The sequence below is a fragment of the Paraburkholderia franconis genome (assembly GCF_009362735.1).
GTDB classification, from domain to species: domain Bacteria; phylum Pseudomonadota; class Gammaproteobacteria; order Burkholderiales; family Burkholderiaceae; genus Paraburkholderia; species Paraburkholderia franconis.
Genome location: NZ_WHNP01000031.1, coordinates 21,928 through 47,317 on the forward strand (window position 1 = coordinate 21,928; position 25,390 = coordinate 47,317).

Below are 25,390 nucleotides of genomic sequence, written 5' to 3' on the forward strand. Positions count from 1 at the left end.
TATGGGTGGCTCACTGAGTCGAACGATACCAGTCGGCGGTTGCCGACAGGCCGTCATCGGTTGAAAACGGCGGCTGCCAGCCGAGCGTTTGGCGGATACGAGACGTGTCGACCTGCAAGCTGCCGATCAGGCGATCGATCTGCGCCGAGCGGCCCGTCAGCTGGCCCGCCGTACGCAGCCAGGCGGCGGGCACCGGGAGCATTCGCGATGGCTTGCCCAGATGTCGCGCAAGCGAGCGCGTCAGTTCCGCGACGGTCGGGGCGCCGCTGTCCGCGACGTGAAAGCACTGCCGTGCGGCGCGCGGATCGGTCGCGCAGCAAACGAGCGCATCGCCCAGATTGCCGACGTACACCACGCTGCGCCGCGCCTGAACGGCGCCGAGCGGCAGCGGCAGGCCGCGCCATACGGCGTCCATCAGCCGCAGGAAGTTAGCGCGCACTTGCGGTCCGTACACGAGCGGCGGCCGCACCACGACGACATCGAGCCCCGTTTCATTGCCAAAACGGGTGAGCGCCTCTTCGGCGGCGCGCTTCGAGCGGCCATAGGCGTCTTCGGGACAAGGCGGATCGTCCTCGCGCAGCGGCTTGCCGCCGTCCTTTTCCGCGACGGCCTTGATGCTGCTCACGAACACGAAACGCCGCACCCCGTTCTGCTGGGCCGCCGCCGCGAGGCGTAGTGTTCCGTCGACGTTGGTCGCGCGGAATGCGGCGTCGGGGTCGGCCGCCGTGTCGTTCATGACGTGTACCCGCGCGGCCAGATGCACCACGCAGTTGGCCTTCAGGCCGGCTGGCCAGGCTTGCGCCACGTTTGAGTAGTCCGTGCTCGCGTCGACCCACTCGGCGACGCCGTCGACGCATCCGCCAGACCGGCGCACGAGACCCGTCACACGATGCCCGGCATCAAGCAGGGCACCGCACAGCGCACGCCCGACGAACCCGTTCGCCCCGCTCACGATGACGTGACTCATAGCCACTTCCAGCCGAAGCGGTTGAAGAACTTGACGGCAGAAGCCGTGAACATCCGTATATGCGCGGAACCCTTGCGCGCTGCGCCGCCGCCATGGTGAAGCACGCGCACGGTCGGCGCATAGACCACGCGTGCAAGCTCGTGTGTGCGCAGGCTCAGATCGTAATCCTCGAAGTAAAGGAAATAGCGCGGATCAAAACCCGCCAGCCTTTTTAGCACGCTCGTTCGAAAAAACATGAAGCAGCCGCTGACGATAGGCGGATCCCAAACGATGTCCCGTTCGTTAATCAGGTCGCGCATTTCGTAGGCGGCCAAGCGTATCGAAAACAACTGCCTGACATGATGCGGTAAAAATCCTCTGATCAGCAAATCAAGCAAGGTCGGGTAGCGACGACACAAATACTGTAGATGTCCCCTCTCGTCACCAATGCGTGGCGTCAGCAGTCCCGCTTCAGGGTGCTGTTCGAAGAAATCGAAGGCCTGGATCAATGCTTCACGATCCAGGTCGATGTCGGGGTTCAACACGAGATGAAACCGGCTTGAAGCGCGCTCGATAGCCAGGTTGTGGCCGCGGCCATATCCGACGTTGCCGTGCCCAGCGATGACCGATAGACGGAATCCTCTGCGCCGCAATGGCGCGAGGTCAATAACCGCGTCAGACAAACCGCCGTTGTCGACGATGAAAAGTTCGGCAACGAAATCAGGTCTGATTGCCCGGAGCGCATCGACGGCTGCCCGCAAGCTGTCCAATGTGTGTCGAAGCTGCGATGGCTCGGGGCGATATACGACAACGGAGACCGAGATAGCGTTGGTTTCTGTTGCAGGAGGCGCGCTGGAAGCGTTCATGTAGAAGGCAGCGTGCCTGATAGCGACACTTTAAATTTGAAAGGGCCAGAATGCGCCAACTTAGCTGGATTTGAAGGGCTCTGCAACTGCTTTGGCCAGACGCCTGCCGGATGCGAGACGAGACGACTCGCGATCGTTTCCCATTATAAAACAATAGCCTTGCACCTTCGAGGCCGAACACGAACATGGTTAATACTCGACTGACTTGATGTTGGATATATTGATACGTCCTCGCTTTTGTTAATTCGCCATTTGTTACACACGCAAATAATGGTTTCAACGCGAATTCGCGGCTCACGCCTACGTGGAACACGAGGGTTACCGCGTCGAACCGGGTGACAGCAACGAGGCCTTTCTGGCGTTTAAAAACGCAGGAGTATGCGCATTTTCCGGCGAACAGCACATTAAGCCCGCCACTGTCCAGGGTGGTCTTCGTGGTCAGTTTGTGAGAACATTCGGCGCATTCATATATCGAGAAGAGTCATGCTGACTGGACGCAAATACTTGGTTACTGGAGCGGGCGGATTTATTGGCAGCCACCTCGTCGAAGCCCTCGTGCGCGCGGGCGCTGACGTGACGGCGATGATCAAGTACGGTTCTTCCGCAAGCTGGGGTAATCTGGACTTCGTTCCGGACGAAGTGAAGGGGCAATTTCGTGTCATCGCCGGCAATGTCGATGACGGAGACTTTGTCTTTCATGCGATGGAAGGCATGGATGTCGTCTGTCACCTCGCGGCGTTGATCGCCATTCCCTACTCGTATGTCGCCCCGCGCAGCTATGTGCGCACGAACGTCGAAGGTACGCTCAACGTGGTTGAAGCGGCGCGACGTCTTTCCGTAGGACGCGTGGTTCACACCAGCACGTCCGAGGTGTACGGCACCGCCATGCGGGTACCGATCGACGAAACCCATCCGCTGCAAGGGCAGTCGCCTTATTCGGCATCCAAGATCGGCGCCGACAAGATTGCCGAGAGCTATTATCGGTCGTTCAACACGGGCGTTGTCACGCTGCGCCCGTTCAATACGTTTGGTCCGCGACAATCCGCACGCGCTTTCCTGCCGACGATCATTGCGCAAGCGGCAACGCAAGACGAAATCCGCCTCGGATCGCTGACCCCGGAACGCGACATGACGTTCGTGACGGATACGGTTGCCGGGTTTATAGCCGCATCGACGAGACCCGGAATCGAAGGCGAGACCATCAATCTCGGCACGGGGTCGACCTATACCGTAGGACATTTCGCACAACGGATCCTCAACCTGATGGGCGTCAGCCACAAGCCGATTGTGCAGGAAGCAGCGCGCATGCGTCCGGAAAAGAGCGAAGTCCTCAAATTGGTTTCCGATAATTCGCGCGCGGCCCAGTTGATGGGATGGGCGCCGCGCGTCAGTCTGGACGATGGCCTGCTGCAGACCATCGAGTTCGTGCGGAAGAATATTCACCTGTATCGCCCGAACGTGTACACGGTATAAGCCGTTCGCACGTGTTCATCTGGAGTCTATTATGAAAGCTGTGATCATGGCCGGCGGCAAGGGCACCCGCCTCCAGCCGTATACTGCTTTGTTTCCGAAGCCGTTGATGCCGCTCGGTGACATGCCCGTCTTGGAATTGCTGCTGCATCAACTCCGCAAGGCAGGCGTCACAGAAGTCTTTTTGGCCGTGAATCACCTGCATCACCTGATTCGCGCATTCTGCGGCGATGGTTCGCGCTTTGGCCTCCAGCTCGATTACAGCCTCGAAGACAGTCCTCTCGGCACGGCGGGCCCGCTGGGCGGCCTGCTCGACAAGCTCGATGGCGACTTCATCGTCACCAACGGCGACCTGCTGACAACGCTCGACCTTCGCAAGCTGATCGACGATCATAGCGCGCAAAACGCGGCTGCATCGATCAGCGTGTATGAGCGCGAGGTGAAGATCGACTTCGGTCTGGTCCAGACGGACGGCGAGATGCGGCTCACGGGCTACCTCGAAAAGCCCGTGTCGCGACATCTCGTGAGCATGGGTCTGTATGTTCTCAACCGTGACGCGGTCGCTCCGCACGTCAAGCTTGATACGTATCTGGACATGCCCGACCTCATGAAGGCGTTGATCGCAGAAGGCAAGACGGTGCACTGCCACCGGCAGTCCGATAGCTTCTGGCTGGACATCGGCCGTCCGGACGATTACGCCACGGCGCAGCAACTGTTCGCCGAGAAGCGCGAACTGTTCCTTCCTGCCTGAGCGATGCGCGTACTGGTTACAGGCGCGAGCGGCTTTGTCGGCAGCCGCGTCGTCGATCAGCTCGTGCATCGCGGTGCCGAGGTCGTCACGGCAGGTCGAAATCCCCGGGCGCCAAGTGCATCGCGAGGCGGCGTCAGCGAGCACCGTGTACTTTGTCTGGTGGACGACGCGAACGAAATCGAAGCGCTCGTGACCGACGTCGCGCCTCAGTGCATCGTTCACCTTGCAGGCGCGTCGTCGGCACCGTCCGTAGCAGAGCTGTATCGCGTCAACACAATCTTCGCGGCAAACGTCCTGCGGGCGGCGTTCATCACCAATCCCAATCCTCATGTGCTGCTGGTGGGAAGCGCAGCCGAGTATGGTCCCGTGCCGGACGCCGATCTGCCCGTAGCAGAAACATTCCCCTGTCAGCCGAACACCACGTATGGCATCACCAAGCTGGCGCAAACGCTTCAAGGCCTCAATGCAGCGGCGGCCGGGTTGCCCGTGACGATCGCGCGCGTCTTCAATCCGATCGGACCAGGCATGTCGACTTCGCTCGCGCTCGGTAGCTTTGCCGATCAAATTTCGCGGTTCGGCGACGAAGGCGGCACGTTGTTCACGGGAGATCTCGAAGTCGAGCGCGATTTCATCGACGTTCGGGAAGCAGGCCGACTGCTTGCCGAATTGGCAGTCAACGTGGACGCGACCGGCCAGATAGTTAACATCTGCACGGGTGTGGGGTACAGCCTGCTGGAACTGACGCGTCGGCTGATCGTCGCTTCAGGGCTGGAGATTCAGCTTCAGTTTGATAAGTCACGAACGGGAAACAGCACCGTGCGCCGTTTTATCGGACATCCCGGGAAGATAGAGTCTCTCGGGCTCAAGGTCATACCTCCCGACATGGACACGCTGTTACCCACCATGCTGCATCCGACACCAACAAGACAGCAGTAGAAGCCACCCAAAGCCTTAACCCTATAGCCGGCAGGCCCGGCTCAAGAACAACGGCTCGCGCTCGCGAGAAATACACGGGGCTTGTTTCGAACCTTGCCCCATTGTTTTTGTTGAGATCGAAGTCAAAGATGGCACCGTCGGACAATATCCAAACGCCGTGTAACGGCTGCGGCAACGAGGACTCCACTCTGTTCGCCACCCGTGGAGATGGCGTCGCCATTCGGCAATGCACACGCTGCGGACTCGGCATCGTCGAAAATGTGCCCGACGACACCAGGGCATTCTACGGCGACACCTACTACGTCAATGGCACGGACAGTGGTTACTCGGACTATCACCTTGCAGCGGAACACGGACTTGGTTGGGCCGCAAACCTGGTCGATCTGCTGCGCAATAACGGCAAAATCCTCGACATTGGTTGCGCCGATGGCTATCTGCTCCGCAGAATCAAAGGCAACTTGGAGCGCTTCGGAATCGAAGTGAATCCATCAATGGCCGACGCGGCGGCTCGCGCGGGCATCGATGTGATTGGTCGCGATCTGCTCGAACCCACTCTGGCGCAACGCTACGAGAAAACGTTCGACATCGTGACGGCAATCGCGGTATTCGAGCATCTGCCCGACTTTGCCGGCGGGATCAAAGCGGCCGTCGACATGCTGAAGGACGACGGCATATTGCTGTTCGAAGTGCCCGTGATGTCGACGCAATCGAGCAATACGGCATGGCTTCAAAGCTCGTTTGAGCATATTTACTATCCCACTGAAAAGGCCATTCGGCAAATCGTCGAGACAAGACTGCAATGTCATCTAGCCGGCGCAGAACTAGTCATCAAGGATTACGCCTCCACTTATGCAGGCTTTATTGTGAAGTCCGCCGATCAAGCAAACACATTGCAGTCGCTTTTGAACCTGCTCCATTCCAACGAAACTGATGAGCACTCGGGTCTAAGCGAAGCCGAACGTCACGCGCGTACCCATTTGCGCCTGTTTCATATGGCACAAACATCGGAAAGCGCCGTGCAGGCGCTCAATCAACTTGACAAGAGCGAATTCACCGAGGCACTGGTCGCCCGTATTGCGCAGCTTTGGGCCGCTGACCTGCAACGACTTCGCATGCGAACCGAACATATCGAAGAGGTAACGCGAGCGCGCGACGAGTTTCAGCGTGAAGCCGAAGCCTGGCAGCAGTCGTGGCGGCAAAAGTCGGATCAGCTCGCCAAGGAAACGCGCCGCCTGAGCGCGCGGCTCGAGATTGCGCAGCGGGACTTGCGTCTGAATGCCGCTCAGGCGACGCAAGCCGTAGTCATCGAAATGGAGCGTGTCGCTGCGCTAGAAGCCAAGCTGCAGGAAGCCAACAAGCGAGTGCTCGCGGCGGAGGACCGCGAAGGCCGGGCGAGAGTAAGAGCCGAAGCCGAAGCCGAACATCGCTACGCCTTCGCTGAGGCGCAGTTGCGCCTGATCCAGGAGAGCATTTACTGGCGCCTGACGTCGCCCGCCCGACGTCTGACCACGAGCCACCCCCTCCTCGCGCGACGGATGCGCCAGCTCGCCAAGCTTGCATACTGGACCGTCAAGCTGAAGCTTTTTTCGAAGCTTCGAGAGGTCAAGGCGCGCCGCGCGGCAGCAGCGCTTGGTTTGGCCAACGCTCCCATCGACACCAACCCGAACCCGGCATTTGCGTCGACGGCAAAACTGCTTCCCGTTGCGGGCGTGTTACCTGAATTGCAGCCCTCAATCGAGTTCGATGAATGGCCCGTCGAGCAGCCACTCGTTAGCGTGGTCATCCCGTGCTTCAACTACGGGCACCTGGTGGGCGAGGCCATTCGATCGGTCGAGGCGCAGACGTTCCAGGATTTCGAAATCATCGTGGTTGAGGGTGGCTCGAGCTCGACCGAATCGCGTCGCGCGCTGGCGGCACTCGCCGAGCAATGGCCCGAGCGCGTTCGCATCCTGCTGCAAGAGAAGCCGTACCGCGCAGGCGCGAATCGCAACTTCGGTATCAGTCACGCTCGCGGGAAGTATGTGTGCTGCCTCGATGCCGACGACCGTCTCGCTCCGACATATCTGGAGAAGGCATTGTTCATGCTCGAGTCGTACGGCTACGACGTCGTTTCACCCGGGCTCAAGTTCTTTGGCGACCGCTCGGACAACTGGATTCCGCATGAGCGCCCCGATCTCGACATGCTGGTGCACAACAATCAGGTGGTCACCTGCGCCGTGTATCGACGCTCACTGTGGCGCAAGGCGGGCGGCTATCGCGACTCCGATCCTGCAACGGGTCACGTTCATGAAGACTGGCTGTTCTGGGTTCGCATCGCTGCGCTCGGCGCGCGCTTCCTGAATCTGCCGGAACCGCTTCTGCGATACCGTAGCCACGGTCTCACGCTGAGCAATAGCGATTCCGTTCTGAACAACGACCTGCAAGCACAACACATCCGGGAATTCAACGCCGACGTATTGACTGCGGAAGCGTTCAATCACGCGCGCGCGCGTGCGCGTGAACACTATCGCTCGCCAAAGCCCATGCGTAACCTTCTGCGCGAAGAGACATCGACGCAAGGTCACCGCCCAACCGTCCTCCTTGCAGTGCCGTACCTTATTCTCGGCGGCGCGGAGCGGCTGCTCAGCGCCCTCGTGAAGCATCTCGCCGAGACGGGATGGCACGTTGTCATCGTCAGTTCCGTGTACAGCGATGAGTCAAACGGCGACACGACTGCCTGGTTCGAGCAAGCGTCGTCGGAGATCTATCACCTTCCCCGATTTCTGAGCCAGGACCGCTGGAAAGACTTCGTCGATTATCTGTTCGCAACGCGAGAGATCTCGCTGCTGTGGATTGTGGGCAGTGCGTTCTTTTACGAAGACCTGCCGCGTCTGAAAGCCGCTCATCCCCGCATGAAGGTGGCCGATCTGCTGTTCAACCCGATCGGCCACACGGGCAACAATCGCCGTTACGCGTCCTTCATCGACCTGAACCTCGTCGAAAACAAGGAGGTCCAGCAATGGCTGATCGAGGCCGGCGAATCGCCTGAACGCATCCGGCTGATTCCGAGCGGTGCCGACCTGACGATCAACGCGCCGGGCGGAAAAGATGCGGCACTCCTTGCTGAATATGGCATTCCCGCCGACAACATCATCGTTGGTTTTTCTGGGCGTTGGTCGGAAGAGAAAGATCCCGTCGGATTCGTCGAAATCGCGAAACTGATCCCGCCGAATCTGCCGGTTACCTTTGTCATGACGGGAACGGGACCACAGGAAGCGGAACTACGGCAGGCGGTGCACAATTCGGGGTTGAGCCCGGCAAGATTCGTGGTGTGCGGCGCGGTACCGGAAATCACGCCATTTCTGCGTTTGTACGATATCCTGGCTTTGCCGTCGCGCGTCGACGGCCGCCCCAATGTCGTCATGGAAGCCATGGCGAACGGCGCAGCAGTGATCGCGTCGAAAGTTGGCGCATTGCCCGACATGCTGGAGGACGGCGTGAACGCCTATCTGTGCAGCCCGGGCGATTATCGGCAGTTCGCACAACGCATCGTGGAACTGGCTTCGGACGCCAACATGCTTGCACACTTCCGGCGTGAAGCGCGTAGCTACGCTGAGCGTCATTTTGACGTTCAGACCATGCTTGTCACGTATGCGCAATGCTTTGAAACGCTGCTGCATTCCTGATAGCGGATTGATACATGCGCCAACGATATTACAGTCTACGCATCAGGCGAAAACGGCCGCGCGTCATGGACAACGTCCGTCACGTCGATGGATGTGCCGCAGTGTCGGATCGCCCGCAGGCGCGCCCGGTAGCAACGACGTGCGCCCGTGCTAGAAGCAGCAATTTCGACATATTCTGGTTGACTCAGGTTAGGACAATTCAAGCCGATGCAAAACGAAACCATCAAAGTTCTAGTTCCCAAGCTGCCCGAAGTCGGCGCGGTCCTACCCTATTTGAAACGGATCGACACAACGCGAATCTACAGCAACTACGGGCCGCTCAATAGCGAGTTTCTGTCGCGGCTCCGCGAACTGACGGGAGCCAAAGCGGTGACGTTGACGTCCAACGGGACGACAGCGATCGAGCTTGCGCTGCGCGTGCGCGCCGCGCCGGGGCGTCGTTACTGCCTGATGCCGTCCTTCACTTTCATTGCCAGCGCCCACGCCGTGTGCAACGCCGGACTCCTTCCCGCGCTGGTCGACGTGTCCGCGGAAACGCTGACACTGACGCCCGAAATCGCCGAGGCGGCACTTGAATCGTTCGATGAGCGGCCTGCCGCAGTGCTGGTGGTCAGTGCGTTTGGCGCTCCTCCCGATCTGGCGGCATGGGCTGCGTTCGAGGCGCGGCACGACGTTCCGGTGGTTTTTGACGCGGCGGCCGCGGTAACGGCAATTAGTGGCGTCGGTACGCAGCCTGCCTGTGTCAGCCTCCACGCGACCAAGGTGCTGGGCATTGGCGAGGGCGGCGCCATTCTGTCGAACGACACGGCTCTGAATGAACGCACCACGGCCATGACGGGATTCGGGTTTCTCGGCGCGGAACGCGTTTCGGCCATACGTGGCGGGAATTACCGTATCTCCGAGTACACGGCCGCCGTGGGCCTGGCCGCGATGGACGCACTGCCCGCACGCATGGAGCAACTCAAGTCGCTGACACAGGCCTACCGGAAACGCCTGGACGGCAAAGCGGTGCGCTTCCAGAACGGTGTCGGTGACCAGTGGGTGACGATGACGCTCAACGTGATCGTTCCTGAAAACACCGAGCAAGACACGATCGACCGGCTGAATGCGGCAAAGGTCGAATGGCGCCACTGGTGGGGATTGGGCTGCCATCGGCATCCGGCGTTTGCCGATGTGCCGCGCGCCGACCTGAGCGGCACCGACGCGCTCGCCCGCAGAGTGATCGGACTGCCCTTCCACGACGGCCTCACAGAAGAAAACCTCGACCGGATTGCCAAGTGTCTGCCATGAGCAACAGCCCGCTTTTGTCGTATTTGGTGCTTTCGTACAACTACGAAAGTTACATTGACAGAACCATCCGTAGCATTCTCGAACAAACCGTCCAAGACTTCGAAATCGTGGTAGTGGACGATTGCTCGAAGGACAATTCCGTCGGAGTGATCCGGAGCTTTAACGATCCGCGCATCCGCCTGCTCCTCAATGACCAAAATATCGGTGGCGCTGCGAGCTACAATCGTGCTGTCAGCGAAGCCCGCGGTGAGTGGCTCGTCAACCTCGACGCCGACGACTGGATAGCGCCAAACAAAGCAGAAATTCAACTGGCTGCTGTAAAGTCGAACCCTCATTTGGACATTCTTGGTACCTATGTGGCGTTCTTCGATGAGGATGGTATTCCGCACGGCTCGACACACGAGCTCGAAACCATCGTTAATCAGGAGCATAAGGTCAATCAAATTGACACGTGGATTGGTGCGAATCACCTCTGCCGTTCGTCATCGATGGTACGACGGGCAGCCCACCTCCGGTTCGGTCTGGACGACCCCACAATGGTTCGTGCACCTGACTTCGAACTTTGGACACGAGCTTTGCGTGAGGGTTGTCAGTTTGCGATCATTCCAGAGAAGCTGACTTCGCTACGTGTTCATTCGAGCGGTCTAACGCATGGTGACCCGCTTGGTACGTTTCTCGAAATGACCTACGCAATGTCGTACAACCTGATTCCGCTCGCAGAAAAAAATGCGCTTCACTCGTCCGTTGCACGAATAGTGGCGTGGGTATGCCGACATGACGCACTGAATCGACTCCAGCCTGCCGTTGCCTATCGCCTGATTGGTATGGTTATGGAGCCGGGTGCGCCGCAAGACTTCGCTACGTTCAAGGCCAAACTCAACGATTTTGATCACCGCCCAGAACTCGCAACCATAGGACGCCGATGTCTTAGCCTTTTCAGTCCTGGCGCTCAGCCGTACCAAATGATCAGCAAGTTGAATAAAGATATTGAAGCCTATATCGAGGCGCGGGATTATTGGCAAGCGCAAAGCGAAATGTGGATGCAAGCGTATCAGTCAAAGAATTGAAATACCTCGCGAACCTAATGCATATATGAGGTCGAATTCACCGTGAAACATGAACCGCAGTCGATCGCTGTTACTGGAATTGGCGGAGGCGCCGGGCAGAGTATTGTCAAGGCGTTGCAAAGTACCACTTATCGCATAGTGGGCCTGGATGGTGATCTGCTTGGAGCTGGTTTGTATGCGGTGCCATCCGCTTATCAAATACCGTATGCAAAGCACCCTGACTTTATCTCGGCGCTGCTGGATATTTGCGCCCGCGAGAAGGTGGCAATGCTATTTCCAGGTCTGGATGCCGAACTCCCCATCCTCGCTGCGAACGTAGACAAATTCTCTGCAGTCGGCACGCGTGTGGTTGTCAGCAGCTCAGAGGTCGTCGAAATCGCCGACAACAAGCTTCGAACGTTCGAGACATTGCGGGCGGCCAACGTATCCATACCTGAGACGGTCGATCTCAGTGCTATAGCGACCGCGCAAGAACTCCCCTTGGCGGTACCGTTTATTCTGAAGCCGAGATCCGGCGGTGCACGCTCAAAAAGCGTTTATCTGATCAAAGAAGAACGGCAATTTCATGCACTCCGGGACAACTCTTCAGTCGACATGACTCAGTTCGTCGCGCAGGCGTACATTGAGGGCGACGAGTATACGTGCGGCACTGTGACCTTGAACGGTCAGCACGCAGGCACCATTGTCATGCGCCGGATCTTGCGCGACGGAGACACCTATAAATGCTTCACCGTAGACGATGCGCGCATTGAAGAGGAAGTGGCCAAGGTTGTTGCAGCCGTTCAACCTAGCGGGCCATTGAATGTTCAACTCCGGGTACAGAACGGTGTCCCATATATTTTTGAGCTGAACGCGCGCTGCTCTGGTACCACCGGTGCGCGGGCTCTTGCCGGGTTTAACGAGCCTCAAATGATTGCCGATTTTTTCCTGAAGGGGCACACACCGTCATTCTCGATCAAGCCCGTTTCCATCCTGAGATACTGGAAGGAACTGGTCGTGGAGAACGACGCTATTTCTCGCCTGCGAGAAGCCGGTCACATTGAGGCCACGGAGCATCCACAACTATGATCGCACTAACTGCCCACGGCGCGCTTGCTCAAGAGTTTCTAAAGGGTCGCGAGGCTGAGATCATCTCTTATCGAGCGCTCGGAGAAAAGGAATTTCTTGAACGGATCTGTGAGGCCGAGACGATCATTCATAACGCGTCCGCTATTCAGTGCGACGACATCGAACACGCCCTGTCGAGCAATTTCGATGTCACGCGTGTACTCGTGCGTACGCTAGAGAAGAAAAACCCTGGTGTGCACCTGGTGCACATTAGCAGCATGAGCATTTTGGACACTGCTTGCGCGAAGAGATACGCTTCGCCGTCGACGATGGACGCTTATGCTTATTCAAAATATCTGGCTGAGACGTATATCCTTAAATCGTCGCTAGCTCGCGTCAGCTCGGTCCGTTTCGCGACGTTATTTTATAGTGATCCAAGTCGTGACGGATTGTCCAAGCTGGTATCGGATGCCGCGAGACTCAATTCAATTGAGCTCATCAACGACGGTGAGTCTCAGCGGGATTTTTTGCCTCTACCTGTTGCGGTCGAATATCTTGACAAGATTTGCGCCTCACAAACGATAGGAAAAAGGTGCCTCACGCTCGCATCCGGACGCGCGACTAGCTTCCGCGACATCGCACAAATTCTCAACGCATTAGCTCCGACTCTTGAAATCAAAAATAGAGTTATCGAAAATTCTCGGCCAGTGCTCAGCTCGTTCTCAAAAGAGAGCATCGAGCAAATCGGGGAGATAAATTTCTCACTAGCCGAAGCGATCGAAAGTTATTTTAATTTTCTAAAAAATTCATCATGAGAACCGCCATTTTTAGCGATGTCCACGGCAACTTACCAGCACTCGAGTTGATGATTTTGGACGCAAGTCCAGTTGAAAACTGGATTTGTCTCGGGGATATTGTTAACTATGGCCCATGGAGCAATGAATGCATTGATCTAATTGCTTCACTCGAAAATTGCACCGTAATAGCGGGCAATCATGAGGATTATTTCATTAGCGGACAGTATGAATCTTCTAATGTTTCGAAGCAATTTTTCGATTTCTGTCTTCCACGTTTCAACAGATTTGAACAAATAAAATCGCTCCCCAGCGCAATCGTACGTCACGGATTTACCTTCACGCATACGTTAAATAACCAAAACATCTACCCGGATACGAAAATAGCACTGGATACCAACTACTTCATTGGACACTCTCATCATCAGTTCAAGACCGAGAATAATGGGTTCATCCTATATAATGCCGGCAGTGTCGGGCAAAATCGAAAATATATCAACGTGGTGAATTACCTCGTACTCGACTCAGACACTGGGAAAGTGGAGATGAAGGGGTTCAAATATGACGATTCAATTTTGATCGACGAAATGCGAAGGATAGGATATCCATCCAGTTGTATAGATTATTACGACAGCAAAGCCAGATTGAAATAGCGTTCCCAGACATTCGTAATTCACGCATCCATCTTTACATAGCACGCAGTCTAATATCGTAAAATATGAGAAAGCCAAAAATCTTGGCGCTGTTTCCCTTCTTCGCGAAGGGTGCGCTATCGCTTATTGTCTTGCGGGCCATGCGCGATCGCGGTTTCTTCGTAAAGGTTGCGTTTTATGAGGATGCGTCGGCGGTTTACCCTCCTGATCTGATGAACGATTTCGTGCAAAACGGTTGCATTCTTGATCTTTCACAGCTTAGTGAACCTCAACGCTTTTCCCTAGTGCAAAGCGAAATCCGACAGCACAATTTCGACGTTATTTTACAACTTGGCGCCACTGATCTCTATCATCTTCTGCCTTACTGGAAACAAGAGTCACCATCACTCCGCATTGTCGACACCCTTTACAACGAATATGGGCACACAGTCAATCATTTCTTATATGAACAGGCCATTGACGGTGTTATTGTCGAGAGCGAATACATGCGTGATTTCGTCGAGCGCACATCGGCGAAACTGCGTCCAAACATAAAGGTTCTCAGCAACGGCATCGATCTTCAAACGTTCATGCCGGCCGAAGAGAAAAAGCGTGAACGCGATCTGATCGTTGGATATGTGGGCAGAATGTCCGCTGAGAAAAACCCCATGGGCTTTATCGATCTGGCAGAAAAAGTTTGTGACGCGCTGCCTGAAGTGAATTTTCGGATGTTCGGGAGTGGCAACCAGTCGGAGCTCGTGCGACGGCGGCTAGAAAATAGCCCGGCGCAAACCCGGATTACGTTTGAAGGCTTCATTGACCATACTCCCACGGCCTTACATCAATTGGACGTACTAGTTTTGCCGTCAAAATTTGATGGACGTCCGAATATTATAATGGAGGCAAGCGCGTGTGGAGTACCCGTTATCGCCGCGCCAGTCGGTGGTGTTCCGGAGTTAATCGACGAAGGGTGCAACGGATTTCTGATTCAACCAACTGAATCGGACCGTGTTTGTGTTCTTCTTGCTAAGTGGGCCGCTGATTCGGTGGCCTTAGACTCGATTAAAAAGACCTCGCGAGAAGTCGCCCTGTCGAAATTTAACCGAACCGACATGCTCGATGCTTACGAAAGAGCATTGATTCACTTCGGATCGGTGTAGGGTTTCGCCACCTCTTCGCTCGCAGCCTATTTGCTTAGATCGAGAAGCACCGCCTCATGCGAATATTAAACTCGGCGACCGGCCCGCCGAAGAGAGAATCTATCTCAGGCGAAATATCCCTTAAGCGCTTCCCGCTTGAGCTCCAGTGAACAACTTACCTTAGAGCCTTTACGACGCCAGCGTCACAACGGCTGTAATTTATCAGACCGTATAAGGCGGCCTATGGTGTCTCGCCGCAATCATCTTCCGAAAAAAATTCGATGGCCGTGGAATACTATCCGCCGCGGAAGTCTGCTTCACCAGCGACACATTTCTTGTTCGTATCGCATGTGCGGTGTTGGGGACGATCTTATGAATTCCACCGCTATTTAACACGTCAATATTCCAGCACCAGTCTTCGTAGCCGACGCCGCTCTTGAGATCCGTGCCTGCGTACGGTACTGAACGCAACAGATCGGCCGCGGTAAAGCTAAGTGAAGTCCAGAGGTTGGTATAGCCAAGATCCGAAACGCGAAAAGAAGCGTCTTCCATGTCGATATGCAGAAAAATATAGGGCGTCACGCCAAAATACGCGTTGACTTCTGGGTGCCATACGATCTTTCGCGGATCGGCCTCCGCCGCAGCAAAAGCCCGGACCAACCAGTCCGCTCCCCAAAGATCGTCCGCGTCAAGGAAACCGATCCACTTCCCGCGAGCCCTTTCGACCGCAGAGTTCCTGGAAAAACCCAAATCGCCGTGCTCGACGATCTCGATTCGCAATTCGGGTTCAATCCGCGCAAATTCGGCGAAGACTTCTTGGGTTATTGCATTGGGCCGATCGAGTATCGCAAGCAGTTCCACGCGCAAGCCACTCGACCTAGCCAAGGCTGCAGATCTAGAAAGGCTGCGTAACGACGGCTGTGCGAGCAGACCTTCCGCGTGCCCATTGATGACAGCAGTGATATCGTATTCTGCCATGACCTTAATCGATAAATGAGGGAGAAGCTTGGAGCGTATTCACGAATGCGGTTCGTGATTGCTGGGCTTGCAGATGTACTATGCGGCTCATCAGTGAGGGAGGCAAACCATACTCCAATGTCAGAGCCTCCTGAAAATCGAGCGTTTCAAAGTACACCTTGCGCAAGAACGGAAGCCCTTCGCGAAAATGAGTGTGGGCAAAGTCATCAACAGAGCGACTATCCGTGCAACGGTCGACGCGGTGAAGATAGGCGTACATATCGGTCGCTAGCTGCAGCGCACCGCCTTTTCGCACTATCGCGTCCCAGCATGCGGCGCTGTCGACATTAAGCACAGCCTTCGGACGAACCGCGAGGATCAACTTCTCGACGATCGATGCCCTATCCATGCGCGTCAGAGGTTCTCCAAAGTTTGACAGGCAACGGGTGTGAAAGCCTACCGCGCAATCTGCGTTTGCGCCTTCATGGTCTGTAAAGACGGTGAGCGTTGAATCGGGCCCGTGCGCCTCGATAGCGGCTTGTGTCGCATTGACGACCATAGCCTCCACACCTGAATGAAGCGGCCCTGCAACGAAAACGATGCAACGAAACGGATGTTCCAGCGATTCGAACAGTGCACGCCATACGCGAAGTACTGGCCAATGCTGACCGCCTCCATGAATACCGAGCAGATGAGGTGAAGCCAATGCGGGGTCGAGTGCAATGGCCGGCTCCAAAGCGCCAGCCTCCTCATACATCGTGTCGACAACCGACAATACTCTCGAGTCGAGACCGCAACGCCTTCCCTCCTTTCTCCCGATCGTCAGATAGTGAACTAGCGGGTGAATCCCACTTTGCAACACGTCTGGATATTGTGTGGTGTACCACTGTGGGTCAAACGACGGATGCGGCCGACGGCCTTCCTTCCCGCCCCACGCCACATAATGCTTGAGGGGATCAATGCCTGCACGTGCGACATCGGGATACGTCTCGCGGTAGAACGCTTCATCAAACAGACCGGACTGTTCAATGATTCTGCGCTCTTCGGAGTAACGGGATTTACGCCCCTTTCCGTTGGGGTCGCCATTGCCGGAATGATAGGCGTGAAAACGCCGAATGACGAATCTGGTTGTCCGACGCAACGACGAAATCAGCGTATTGAGATACATACCAAAAGGCCAAACTCTCCAAGTTCTTTCTGCTCAAACATGCAACAAATTTCGTTTGGCGAAAACTCTCGCATATCGAGGGCTTGTTATCGTTATAGAAGGCTGGCTCGACGCCTTCGGCACCGGCCGTTAGTGCTGCAACCGAATGCCGTGCGTTATCTATCTTGAGTTGCGCATCCTGATACCGTCCCGCAACCCTTGCAGCATTTTTCCCAACGCGAGCAATCGCTGGGGGTGAAGCATCATCACGAAGACCGCCATCTGCAGCACGCGTATCGTATCCAAACGTCTCCAGGCACAACACGGGTAGTCACGCCGCTGTAACAGCACGCTGTTACGAATCATGAAATAGTAGCGAAATGGCTTGTGCAGCGGGATTTCCCGCCAGCGACCGAGCCAAACCCTGCGACGCCATTCTCCAAGAGAATGGGCCATAGCCGCTGCGCAGTGTCCCCACGCCCAATAGCCCTTGGCGCGCGCCCGCAGCACCCACTCCGTATCGACTTGGTCGATGAATAGCTGTTCATCCATCTCGCCGACGGCGTCCAAGGTGGCCAGCGAGATCAATGATCCCGACGAGATCAGCAGATCCGTCTTGACTACCCGTTGACCGGGTTCGCACGCGACGGGGGCAAAGCGCATTCCGGCAAAACGCACATGCGGCGCGAGGTGCCCCGTTCGGCGGTCCCTACTCCGAGGCCCAATAGCCGCCACCCTGTTGCCGGCGGCAACGAGATCCTCATGTGCAGCCTTCAGGGCTGCGACCATCCCCGGATCCGGCTCGCTGTCCTGATCCATCAGCAAAACGTATTTCGCACCTTGCGTGCGTGCCCACGCAATGCCGGCGTTGTGAGCGGCTGCAATTCCAAGGTTTTTGCCCAGCGATATGACGTGAACCGTTGCACTACCCAACGCCGCCACCACACTGGCCACGTCTTGGGCCGAACCGTTGTCCACTACGACGATATACTCCGCCTGCGGCGTAACGGCGTTAAGCAGCGCACCTAAACGTGCCGAATCCGGCTGATAGGTAACTACCACCGCCATCACCTCGGCAACAGGAGACATCGAAGATTCGTTCATATGTGCATGAGTAACGGCAATCGTCCGGTTGATCCTTCTGTAGGGTCAGTCGAGCTGCAGCGCGGCGAGAATCGTTTCACGCTGATTGAACCAACCGTATTTCGAACGCGCATCCTCTCTAGCGCTTTCGATCAATGCGGGCCATCTGGAAGTATCCTCAATCGCGCGCTCTATCACCGACAACCATTCCTGCGCTTGCGCTAGATACCCATTCTCGCCGTTGCGAATTGCGCCGGCATAGGTGTATGAAGGCGACGCAATGCTGATCGCCCCTACCACTGCCGCCTCAAAATATTTGAGTTCCGATTTGCAGTTGGTGAAATCGTTCGACTGCAGTGGCATCAGATTGAATTCGACGGTGCTGATAAGCCGTTGCAGATTGACGTAGTCGTGAAACGGCTGACGCTTGACCCGGTCGCCAAACTTGCTGAGCGCCGGGCCGGCGTCGATATAGCCGACAATCATCAGTTCGATTCTTGGATCTTTCGCGAGTAGCGCCTCTACCGCCGGAACGATTATCGCGTAGTCAAGTTTGTGCGACGGCGAGCCACTGAAGTACCCGAGGTGAATCTTGCCGTCACGCGCAAACTCGGCACCCTGCTTATGTTGAAAGAGCGCATCGGAATAGTCGATTTGCTCTCTGTTCATGAAGTTCGGCACCACTTTCACCGGCAATCCCGAGAACGCGGCAATCTTTCCCGCCAGAAAGTCGTTCGTCGTGATCGCGCCGTCGCACATTTTCAACGCGGCGCCGAGCCGGCCAATATACGAGAACCAGTAGTCCCAACGACTGGAATCGCGGACATCTTCGTCAAGCGTATTCATGATCAGGTGCGCATAGCTTGAATCGAAAACGAAATCGTCGATATCGAATAATATGCGCTTTCCCCGCAGCCGGAACTTCATCACAAGCTGATTGACGTGATGGCAGTATCGCGACCGGCAGATCACTAGGACATCTGCGAGATCTGCAATTTCATCGATTCGCGCCCAGTCCTGCAGAAAGAAAAAGCCCGCCGACACGTCCCCGCTCTCGCCGTCGTTCAGCACCTGTGCCATGTTGTAGGCGCGGTAGCGAAATGTGCTGTTATTCGGTTCTTCGTAAAAGTATGCAACCCGCCGCTTACCGCGAGTGAGCATTCTCACCCGCTCGCTCAACGGCAGAATCCACGGGTCCGAATAGGCCTTGGGTGCAATATCAACTTTAAACATCAGAGTTCTTCGGACAGCTGCTTGATGATCTTGCCGAAAGCCTGCTGCCAATCGCCAGCAAGTCCGTTGTTGCGGAAATTCTGCTCTCGTAACTGCTGGTTCGCTGCCAATGTCACTGCGGACCGCAGCGCTTCAACCAACGCATCGCGTTCAAGGTCCGCGCAAATCAGATTCAACGAGTAGCCGGACAAGTCCGTCTTGTTGCCAAAGCGATTGGTCACCACGACGGCACCGCTGGCGGCCAGATCTAGCGGGGGATAGCTCGGGTGCGGCGTGCTCATCAAACTCAGGCCCACATCGATTGTCCCTGCGAGTTCCGCATACTGCGACCACGTGAGGTTCTCAAACTTTTGGGGCTCGTAGCCGCCGTCGAAGACTATAGCCGGTATGTCCTTGCCTACCAAGCATATCTCCCACTTCGACGGGTCCAGCACCTTTTCAGCAATCGCCCGCTCGATGACTTCTATCCCGAGGTAGAAGAGATTACGTCCATTGTTCGGCCTCGCGTAGAAGAAGAATCGTTTCTTCTGCGACGGCTGTTTTTGGCGGGGATGGAAAATGGTGGTCGGGAAAGCAGGCTCGAACCACGTTCCTTTGGCGGCAATATTGCCGAGTCCATCCGACGTCAAATGATCAAATAGCAGTTTCGTATTGATCAGAAACCGAATATCGCTACTACGCAGCGTGTCTTCGCATTTGACGCGCTCATCGCCGAATGCATAGAACATCCGCTCGTCTTCCTGCAACAGATAGATGATCGATTTGCGTGGTACGCCTGGCAATGTAGCCGCCGTCGTCCACCAAGACGTCGTCACGAAGAGATCGCCTTCTTTGACATCAAGTTCATACTTCTGATCGAAGAACGCGGCGAACTTGAATTGCACTTCGTGCTTCAGCTTGATGCCGTACAACGAGAGAATATGATCGATGTTTTGGGGTTGGGCACGCTGCGTGCGAGTAATGATCCGGAGCTGTGCATCTAGCTCGTTGGCGAGCAGCGCCGAAAAGATCAGCGCAGTCCCTACTCCGCCAAACAGGCTGCCGCTCGACACGCTATCCGTCACGATACTGACGCGACGGACGCCGGACGCCGGAATCGAATACGTCAGCAAAGGGGCAAGCGACTCAAAGCGTTTGCGATAAAGTTGCTGCACGCTTTTCTGAGAGTCGCCGTCGCCTGATGAACTGGACGAAGCCTGAAGTTTGTTGGCCAACTTCCGATAGACTGCCTGCCGCAACGCCGAAGTTCCATGGCTTTTCCAGTAGCAGTAGGCCCTGTACGCTCGATCAATCATTGGAAGTCCTTGTTGCCTGCCGTTAAGCGGCACTCATTCATTTTATTCGACCGGCTATCGTCCATCACCGACATCGGCGATGTGATGCGACTGCATGAAGGCTGAGGAATATATATTTCTTTCTCAACCTTTAGCTTCAGGCGCCACTTCGCGCTTTACACCTGAGCTTCATACTGCGAGACAACATCTTCGGTCGGCCCAAACGCCCGAACGCGCCCGCGCTCCATCCATAGCGTCTTGTTGCACACCTTGCGGATTTCCGAATTCGAGTGCATGGCCAACACCACGATCTGTGCACGGCTGTGAAGATCGGCAAGGCGTTCTTCCGCCTTGTGCATAAACGACGCATCGCCCACGCCCATCACTTCGTCTAGCAGAAGAATCTCCGCGTCGACCGCTGTCGAAATCGCAAAACCCAATCGCACGCGCATGCCGCTCGAGTAGGTTCTGAGAGGCAGATCGAGATAGTCACCCAGTTCGCAGAACTCCGCGATCGACTGCTGCTTTTCGCGAATCTCTGCATCAGTCATGCCGAGCAACAGGCCACGCAGACGAATGTTCTGCATGCCCGTCGAGTTTTCATCCATCCCGAGGCTGATGTCGAGCAGCGGTACGATTTTTCCATCGCTCTCGATCGTTCCATAAGTCGGCGCGTAAATACCCGCCATGAGCCTGAGCAGCGTGGATTTGCCGGCGCCGTTGTGGCCGATCAGCCCAATACGATCACCGCTTTCAAAACGCAAATCGACGTTGTCGAGTGCACGCACGACGATCACGCCTTCGTTGCTCTCGGCGATGGAATTTCGACGCCCCATGCGCATGACCTGCTTCTTCAGCGATCGCGCCTGCACGTCATAAATGGGCAGATCGAGCGTCGTGCCTTTGAGTTCAATGTACGCCATGATTTGCCCTATTAGACCCAATACGGAATGCGTTTCAGGAACCGACCTGTCAGAGTGAGCGCCAGCAGCCAGCCAACCACGGCGAGACCCACCGTAACACCCCATGTCGTTGCGCTCGGAAATTCTCCGATCAGCGGCGCGCGAACCAGCTCAATCAGATGCGCGAGTGGATTCAGTTCCACGATGAACGAATAGCGCGTCAGTGAATTCGGACGATAAATAATTGGCGTGATGTAAAAGGCAATCTGCATCAGTGCAGCTATGATTTGGGGTAAATCGCGAAAGCGCGCGGACAGCAGCCCCGCGACCATCGCAATCCACAGCGCGTTGACCATGTACAGCAACAAGGCCGGAATGAAAACGGGCAGTGTTTCCCAGCTCTTCACGCCGAAAAATGCCATCAGCAGCAGCACAATCAGGAAGTTGTGCGCCAAGATGACGAGGTTGCGCCACGCAACCTGCAGCATGAAGATGAGCTTGGGCGTCGCCGCTTGCCGGATGTACTGGCCGCTGCTGATGTACGCGGTGCTACCTTCCAGCACGGTCGCAGAAAACGCGGTCCACAGCACGAGGCTGACGGCGAGATAGGGCAGATAGTCGCTCATCTTCACGCCGAAGAGTGTGCCGTACACCACGCCGATCGAACCGATCATCACACCGGTGCTGATGGTCAGCCAAAACGGCCCCACGCGCGAACGCGCGTAGCGTTGCCGTACCTCAAGCCAACCAAGAAGTGTCCAAAGCCGCCACGAGGCAAGGCTTTGCTTCAAATCAGAAAGTGCCAAATTGTACATTACGGACTTTTAAACTTTTGCGTTAAAAAAGAGGCCACAAGCGCGATGGTAGTTCGCGCAGCATCATAAGCGGTCCAGCGGGCCCATTCGGCCGGTCAGGCCGTGCCAGATTCCGACGAACGCCATTCTCAAATGACTGAGACGTGGCTGTAGAAACAATCCATAAATAGCAAGCCGAAACGGAAACTTGACGAGCTCCGTGGACTTCCAGGTCCACGGAATATAGCTTCGCTTGACCAAGGCAACTGCATTACGAAAGAGATAATAATGACGCAGCGGACTATGGCTCGGATATTGCCGACCCAAAAAAGACACAGGTTCGCCGCCCAATTCGTGCGCGAGCCGCAGGCCAGGCGCTCCGAGCACCGCGTACCCCCTCGAACGCGCTCTTACGCACCATTCCAGATCCACGAAATCGATGAACAGGGAATCGTCCATCGGGCCGATTTCCTGCCAGGCGGCAAGGTTGATGCAAGAGCCCGAACTGATTAGAAAATCGATCTCGATCGGCCGGGTGCCGACGGGCGCAACCCGTTGCAGTTTCAGATAGCCGAAGCGGACGAAGGGCGCCACGCCACCAAGACGGGTATCCTCGTACGCAGGGCCAATCAATGCCACCCGCCCCCGCAGTTGCTTTTCCTCTTCGAGCAACCGCGGCAACGCTTGCAGCAGTTGACCTGACGGTTCGCTGTCCTGGTCGAAAATCAGTGCGCTGGTGCACCCCGCCTTCAGGAGCAACTCGACGCCTTGATTGATGCCCGTCGCAATCCCATGGTTCGCCCCGTTCGCAACATACACGATTCGCTTGTCGAGCCCCAGTTGCCCTGCACTCTGCAACTGCTCGGTATTGTCGATGACCACGCAGAGTCCGGCATCGGCATAGCGATTCGCCCGACGCACGCAAGCGGCATCAGGACGATAGAACACGACAACGATTCCGGTCGACGCGTTACCCGACCAGGCAACCTGATCACCCAAACTCATGATGGGAGATCACTTTCCAGAAATAGATGGGCATAGATTGCGCCATTGGCGGACGCGGGCTATGCCCATCGATCGGCCATGCAAAGACGCAACGCGTCTTGCCAATCCGGCAGCGAGAGTCCAAATGTCTCCGTGAGCTTGCGGTGAGACATCCGCGAATTCGCCGGCCGCTTCGCAGGAACCGGGTAGTCGCTCGTGCCGATCGGCACTACGTTCGGCGCCTTCTCACGCATCGCAATGTCGAGGATCGCTTTCGCAAATCCGTGCCACGACGTTTCGCCTGCGGCTGTCAGGTGATAGATGCCGGAACGCTCGCGCCACCAATCGATATCGTTTGCAGCGATACTCTGGGCGATGATATGAGACGTCGCCGTCGCGATGGTGTTGGACCACGTGGGAGCGCCGATCTGATCGGCGACAACCCGCAGCTCCGGCCTCTCGGCACCGAGCTTGAGCATGGTCAGCAGGAAGTTTTTTCCACGCACTCCGTAGACCCAACTGGTTCGCAGGATCAGATGCGCACAGCCAGATTCGGCGATAGCCTGTTCCCCGACGAGCTTGCTCTTGCCATAGACATTCTGCGGATTGGTCGCATCGTCTTCGACGTAAGGCGCGTTTTTGGTCCCGTCGAAAACGTAATCGGTCGAATAATGAATCAGCACGGCCCCGCTTCGTGCCGCTTCCTCGGCGAGAACGCCCGGCGCGTCCCCGTTTAGACGCATCGCCGCATCCGCGTCGGTTTCCGCCTTGTCCACCGCGGTGTACGCGGCCGGATTGACAATCACCGATGGCTTCAGCTCACGCACCGTCGAGCGGATTTGCGCGAGGTCAGCCAGATCGAAGGCAGCGCGCTCGAGTGCAACAACGCGGCCGAGCCCTTGGAGGGTACGAACGAGTTCAAAGCCAACTTGCCCGTTGACTCCGGTGACGAGTATGGTCGGTTGCTTGCTCATTGGGAAGCCTCAAACAAACACTTCGGCATCGCTCAGACGCTTGCCGGCCGCATCCTTCGCCGCGAGCATCGGCTCGAAGTCGATCTGCCAATCGATGCCGATCTCCGGATCGTTCCAGATAATGCTGCGTTCGTGTTCAGGGAACCAGTAGTCGGTGGTCTTGTAAAGAAATTGAGCCGAGTCGGACAGCACGACGAAACCGTGCGCAAACCCCGGCGGAATCCATAGCTGGCGATGGTTCTCCGCCGACAGAATCACGCCCTCCCACTTGCCGAAGTTCGGCGAACTCTTACGGACATCGACAGCGACGTCGAACACCTCGCCTTCGACTACGCGCACGAGCTTGCCCTGCGCATGCTGGATCTGATAATGGAGCCCACGCAGCACACCTTTCGCAGAACGCGAATGATTGTCCTGGACGAACTCCACATCTGCTTGCACCTGTTCAGCAAACTCGCGTGCGTTGAAGCTTTCGAAGAAAAAACCGCGTGCATCACCGAACACTTTAGGTTCGATGATTTTGACTTCGGGCAGCGACGTAGGGGTTACCTGGATGGCCATGCAACTTGGTCCTTCGGGAGGTTCAGCAAATATTGACCGTACGCGTTTTTTGCAAGTGGGGACGCGAGCCGGAGCAATTGCTCTTCATCGATCCACTTGCGCCTGAATGCGATCTCTTCGGGACATGCAACGACAAGCCCCTGACGCTTCTGCAACGTTGCAATAAACGTCGCGGCCTCGATCAGCGAATCGTGCGTACCCGTGTCGAGCCACGCATACCCGCGGCCCATGATCTCAACATCGAGCTTCTGCGCATTCAGGTAGCGCGAATTGACATCCGTGATCTCGAGTTCGCCGCGCGCGGAGGGTTTGATGTCCACAGCGATGTCGCAGACGTCGCGATCGTAGAAGTACAAACCCGTGACCGCGTAATTCGAACGCGGCTTTGCAGGCTTCTCTTCGATCGACAGCGCGCGAAATTGCTTGTCGAATTCCACGACGCCATAGCGCTCGGGATCGTGCACGTGGTACGCAAACACCGTGGCGCCATCGGTGCGCGCGTTCGCACGCTCCAGCTGTTTCGCGAGATCGTGACCGTAGAAGATGTTGTCGCCGAGAATCAGCGCCGACGGATCATTGCCGACGAATTCCCTGCCGATGACGAACGCCTGCGCAAGTCCGTCCGGCGACGGCTGCACCGCATACTGGATGTTCATCCCCCACTGGCTGCCATCGCCCAACATCGCTTCGAAGCGCGGCGTGTCCTGTGGTGTGGAGATGATCAGCACATCGCGAATGCCCGCGACCATCAGCGTCGACAGCGGGTAGTAGATCATCGGCTTGTCGTACACGGGAAGCAGCTGCTTCGACACGACATGCGTTATAGGATACAGCCGGGTGCCCGAGCCGCCCGCCAGAATAATGCCCTTGCGCGCCAT

General features: G+C 56.4%; 23 protein-coding genes. 10 read left to right on the plus strand and 13 right to left on the minus strand.

The annotated features are described in order from the left end of the window. Positions 1-10 precede the first annotated feature (10 nt). Both GCT13_RS27860 and GCT13_RS27865 read right to left on the minus strand, forming a co-directional pair. Complete coding sequence (locus GCT13_RS27860; RefSeq protein WP_152763535.1) at positions 11-967, minus strand: UDP-glucose 4-epimerase family protein; 957 nt, start codon at positions 965-967, stop codon at positions 11-13. Next, entirely contained in the window at positions 964-1,812 is an 849-nt protein-coding gene (locus GCT13_RS27865; protein WP_152763537.1) for a glycosyltransferase family 2 protein, read from the minus strand. Before GCT13_RS27865 ends, GCT13_RS27860 begins: the two co-directional genes overlap by 4 nt. 483 nt (positions 1,813-2,295) lie before the next feature. On the opposite strand from GCT13_RS27865, the gene GCT13_RS27870 reads away from it, so the two are divergent. The 10 genes from GCT13_RS27870 (at position 2,296) to GCT13_RS27915 (ending at position 14,624) form a co-directional block, all read left to right on the plus strand. Continuing rightward, positions 2,296-3,285 carry a GDP-mannose 4,6-dehydratase gene (locus tag GCT13_RS27870; protein ID WP_152763539.1) on the plus strand — a complete coding sequence of 330 codons (990 nt, stop codon included), beginning with the start codon at positions 2,296-2,298 and terminating at the stop codon, positions 3,283-3,285. A 31-nt stretch (positions 3,286-3,316) separates the two neighbouring features. Continuing rightward, positions 3,317-4,033 carry a sugar phosphate nucleotidyltransferase gene (locus GCT13_RS27875; protein WP_152763541.1) on the plus strand — a complete coding sequence of 239 codons (717 nt, stop codon included), beginning with the start codon at positions 3,317-3,319 and terminating at the stop codon, positions 4,031-4,033. A gap of 3 nt (positions 4,034-4,036) precedes the next feature. Continuing rightward, positions 4,037-4,969, plus strand: a complete 933-nt coding sequence (locus tag GCT13_RS27880) for an NAD-dependent epimerase/dehydratase family protein (RefSeq protein WP_152763543.1) — start codon at positions 4,037-4,039, stop codon at positions 4,967-4,969. Positions 4,970-5,097: 128 nt separating this feature from the next. After that, entirely contained in the window at positions 5,098-8,634 is a 3,537-nt protein-coding gene (locus tag GCT13_RS27885; protein WP_152763545.1) for a glycosyltransferase, read from the plus strand. 207 nt (positions 8,635-8,841) lie between these two features. Continuing rightward, entirely contained in the window at positions 8,842-9,924 is a 1,083-nt protein-coding gene (locus GCT13_RS27890) for a DegT/DnrJ/EryC1/StrS family aminotransferase (protein WP_152763547.1), read from the plus strand. Beyond that, the gene (locus GCT13_RS27895) at positions 9,921-10,991 is read left to right on the plus strand and encodes a glycosyltransferase family 2 protein (protein ID WP_152763549.1); all 1,071 of its coding nucleotides are present in this window, start codon (positions 9,921-9,923) and stop codon (positions 10,989-10,991) included. Before GCT13_RS27890 ends, GCT13_RS27895 begins: the two co-directional genes overlap by 4 nt. Before the next feature lie 42 nt (positions 10,992-11,033). After that, complete coding sequence (locus GCT13_RS27900; RefSeq protein ID WP_152763551.1) at positions 11,034-12,059, plus strand: ATP-grasp domain-containing protein; 1,026 nt, start codon at positions 11,034-11,036, stop codon at positions 12,057-12,059. Next, complete coding sequence (locus GCT13_RS27905) at positions 12,056-12,853, plus strand: NAD-dependent epimerase/dehydratase family protein (RefSeq protein WP_152763553.1); 798 nt, start codon at positions 12,056-12,058, stop codon at positions 12,851-12,853. The genes GCT13_RS27900 and GCT13_RS27905 overlap by 4 nt, the downstream gene beginning before the upstream one ends. Next, positions 12,850-13,485 carry a metallophosphoesterase family protein gene (locus tag GCT13_RS27910; RefSeq protein ID WP_152763555.1) on the plus strand — a complete coding sequence of 212 codons (636 nt, stop codon included), beginning with the start codon at positions 12,850-12,852 and terminating at the stop codon, positions 13,483-13,485. Before GCT13_RS27905 ends, GCT13_RS27910 begins: the two co-directional genes overlap by 4 nt. A gap of 83 nt (positions 13,486-13,568) precedes the next feature. Further along, complete coding sequence (locus GCT13_RS27915; protein ID WP_227747045.1) at positions 13,569-14,624, plus strand: glycosyltransferase family 4 protein; 1,056 nt, start codon at positions 13,569-13,571, stop codon at positions 14,622-14,624. A 201-nt stretch (positions 14,625-14,825) separates the two neighbouring features. Here GCT13_RS27915 and GCT13_RS27920 read toward each other — a convergent pair whose 3' ends face one another. The 11 genes from GCT13_RS27920 to rfbA all read right to left on the minus strand — a co-directional run bounded on the left by GCT13_RS27920 (position 14,826) and on the right by rfbA (position 25,390). Further along, the gene (locus tag GCT13_RS27920) at positions 14,826-15,581 is read right to left on the minus strand and encodes a glycosyltransferase family 2 protein (protein WP_152763559.1); all 756 of its coding nucleotides are present in this window, start codon (positions 15,579-15,581) and stop codon (positions 14,826-14,828) included. Positions 15,582-15,585: 4 nt separating this feature from the next. Further along, positions 15,586-16,728 carry a hypothetical protein gene (locus GCT13_RS27925; RefSeq protein ID WP_152763561.1) on the minus strand — a complete coding sequence of 381 codons (1,143 nt, stop codon included), beginning with the start codon at positions 16,726-16,728 and terminating at the stop codon, positions 15,586-15,588. A 159-nt stretch (positions 16,729-16,887) separates the two neighbouring features. After that, a complete protein-coding gene (locus tag GCT13_RS27930; RefSeq protein ID WP_227747046.1) occupies positions 16,888-17,796 on the minus strand; it encodes a glycosyltransferase family 2 protein in 909 nt (302 codons plus the stop codon). Between the two features lie 60 nt (positions 17,797-17,856). Then, complete coding sequence (locus tag GCT13_RS27935) at positions 17,857-19,023, minus strand: glycosyltransferase (RefSeq protein WP_152763565.1); 1,167 nt, start codon at positions 19,021-19,023, stop codon at positions 17,857-17,859. Then, on the minus strand, positions 19,023-20,318 hold the full coding sequence (locus GCT13_RS27940) for a rhamnosyltransferase WsaF family glycosyltransferase (RefSeq protein WP_152763567.1): 1,296 nt from the start codon (positions 20,316-20,318) through the stop codon (positions 19,023-19,025). Before GCT13_RS27940 ends, GCT13_RS27935 begins: the two co-directional genes overlap by 1 nt. A gap of 155 nt (positions 20,319-20,473) precedes the next feature. Then, a complete protein-coding gene (locus GCT13_RS27945; RefSeq protein WP_152763672.1) occupies positions 20,474-21,220 on the minus strand; it encodes an ABC transporter ATP-binding protein in 747 nt (248 codons plus the stop codon). Positions 21,221-21,231: 11 nt separating this feature from the next. After that, complete coding sequence (locus tag GCT13_RS27950) at positions 21,232-22,014, minus strand: ABC transporter permease (RefSeq protein ID WP_152763569.1); 783 nt, start codon at positions 22,012-22,014, stop codon at positions 21,232-21,234. A gap of 63 nt (positions 22,015-22,077) precedes the next feature. Continuing rightward, entirely contained in the window at positions 22,078-22,998 is a 921-nt protein-coding gene (locus GCT13_RS27955; RefSeq protein ID WP_152763571.1) for a glycosyltransferase family 2 protein, read from the minus strand. Between the two features lie 59 nt (positions 22,999-23,057). Further along, positions 23,058-23,951 carry a dTDP-4-dehydrorhamnose reductase gene (gene rfbD / locus GCT13_RS27960; protein WP_152763573.1) on the minus strand — a complete coding sequence of 298 codons (894 nt, stop codon included), beginning with the start codon at positions 23,949-23,951 and terminating at the stop codon, positions 23,058-23,060. A gap of 9 nt (positions 23,952-23,960) precedes the next feature. Beyond that, the gene (rfbC, locus tag GCT13_RS27965; RefSeq protein WP_152763574.1) at positions 23,961-24,512 is read right to left on the minus strand and encodes a dTDP-4-dehydrorhamnose 3,5-epimerase; all 552 of its coding nucleotides are present in this window, start codon (positions 24,510-24,512) and stop codon (positions 23,961-23,963) included. After that, positions 24,497-25,390 (minus strand): glucose-1-phosphate thymidylyltransferase RfbA, encoded by an 894-nt coding sequence (gene rfbA, locus GCT13_RS27970; protein ID WP_193727771.1) that lies wholly within the window; start codon positions 25,388-25,390, stop codon positions 24,497-24,499. Before rfbA ends, rfbC begins: the two co-directional genes overlap by 16 nt.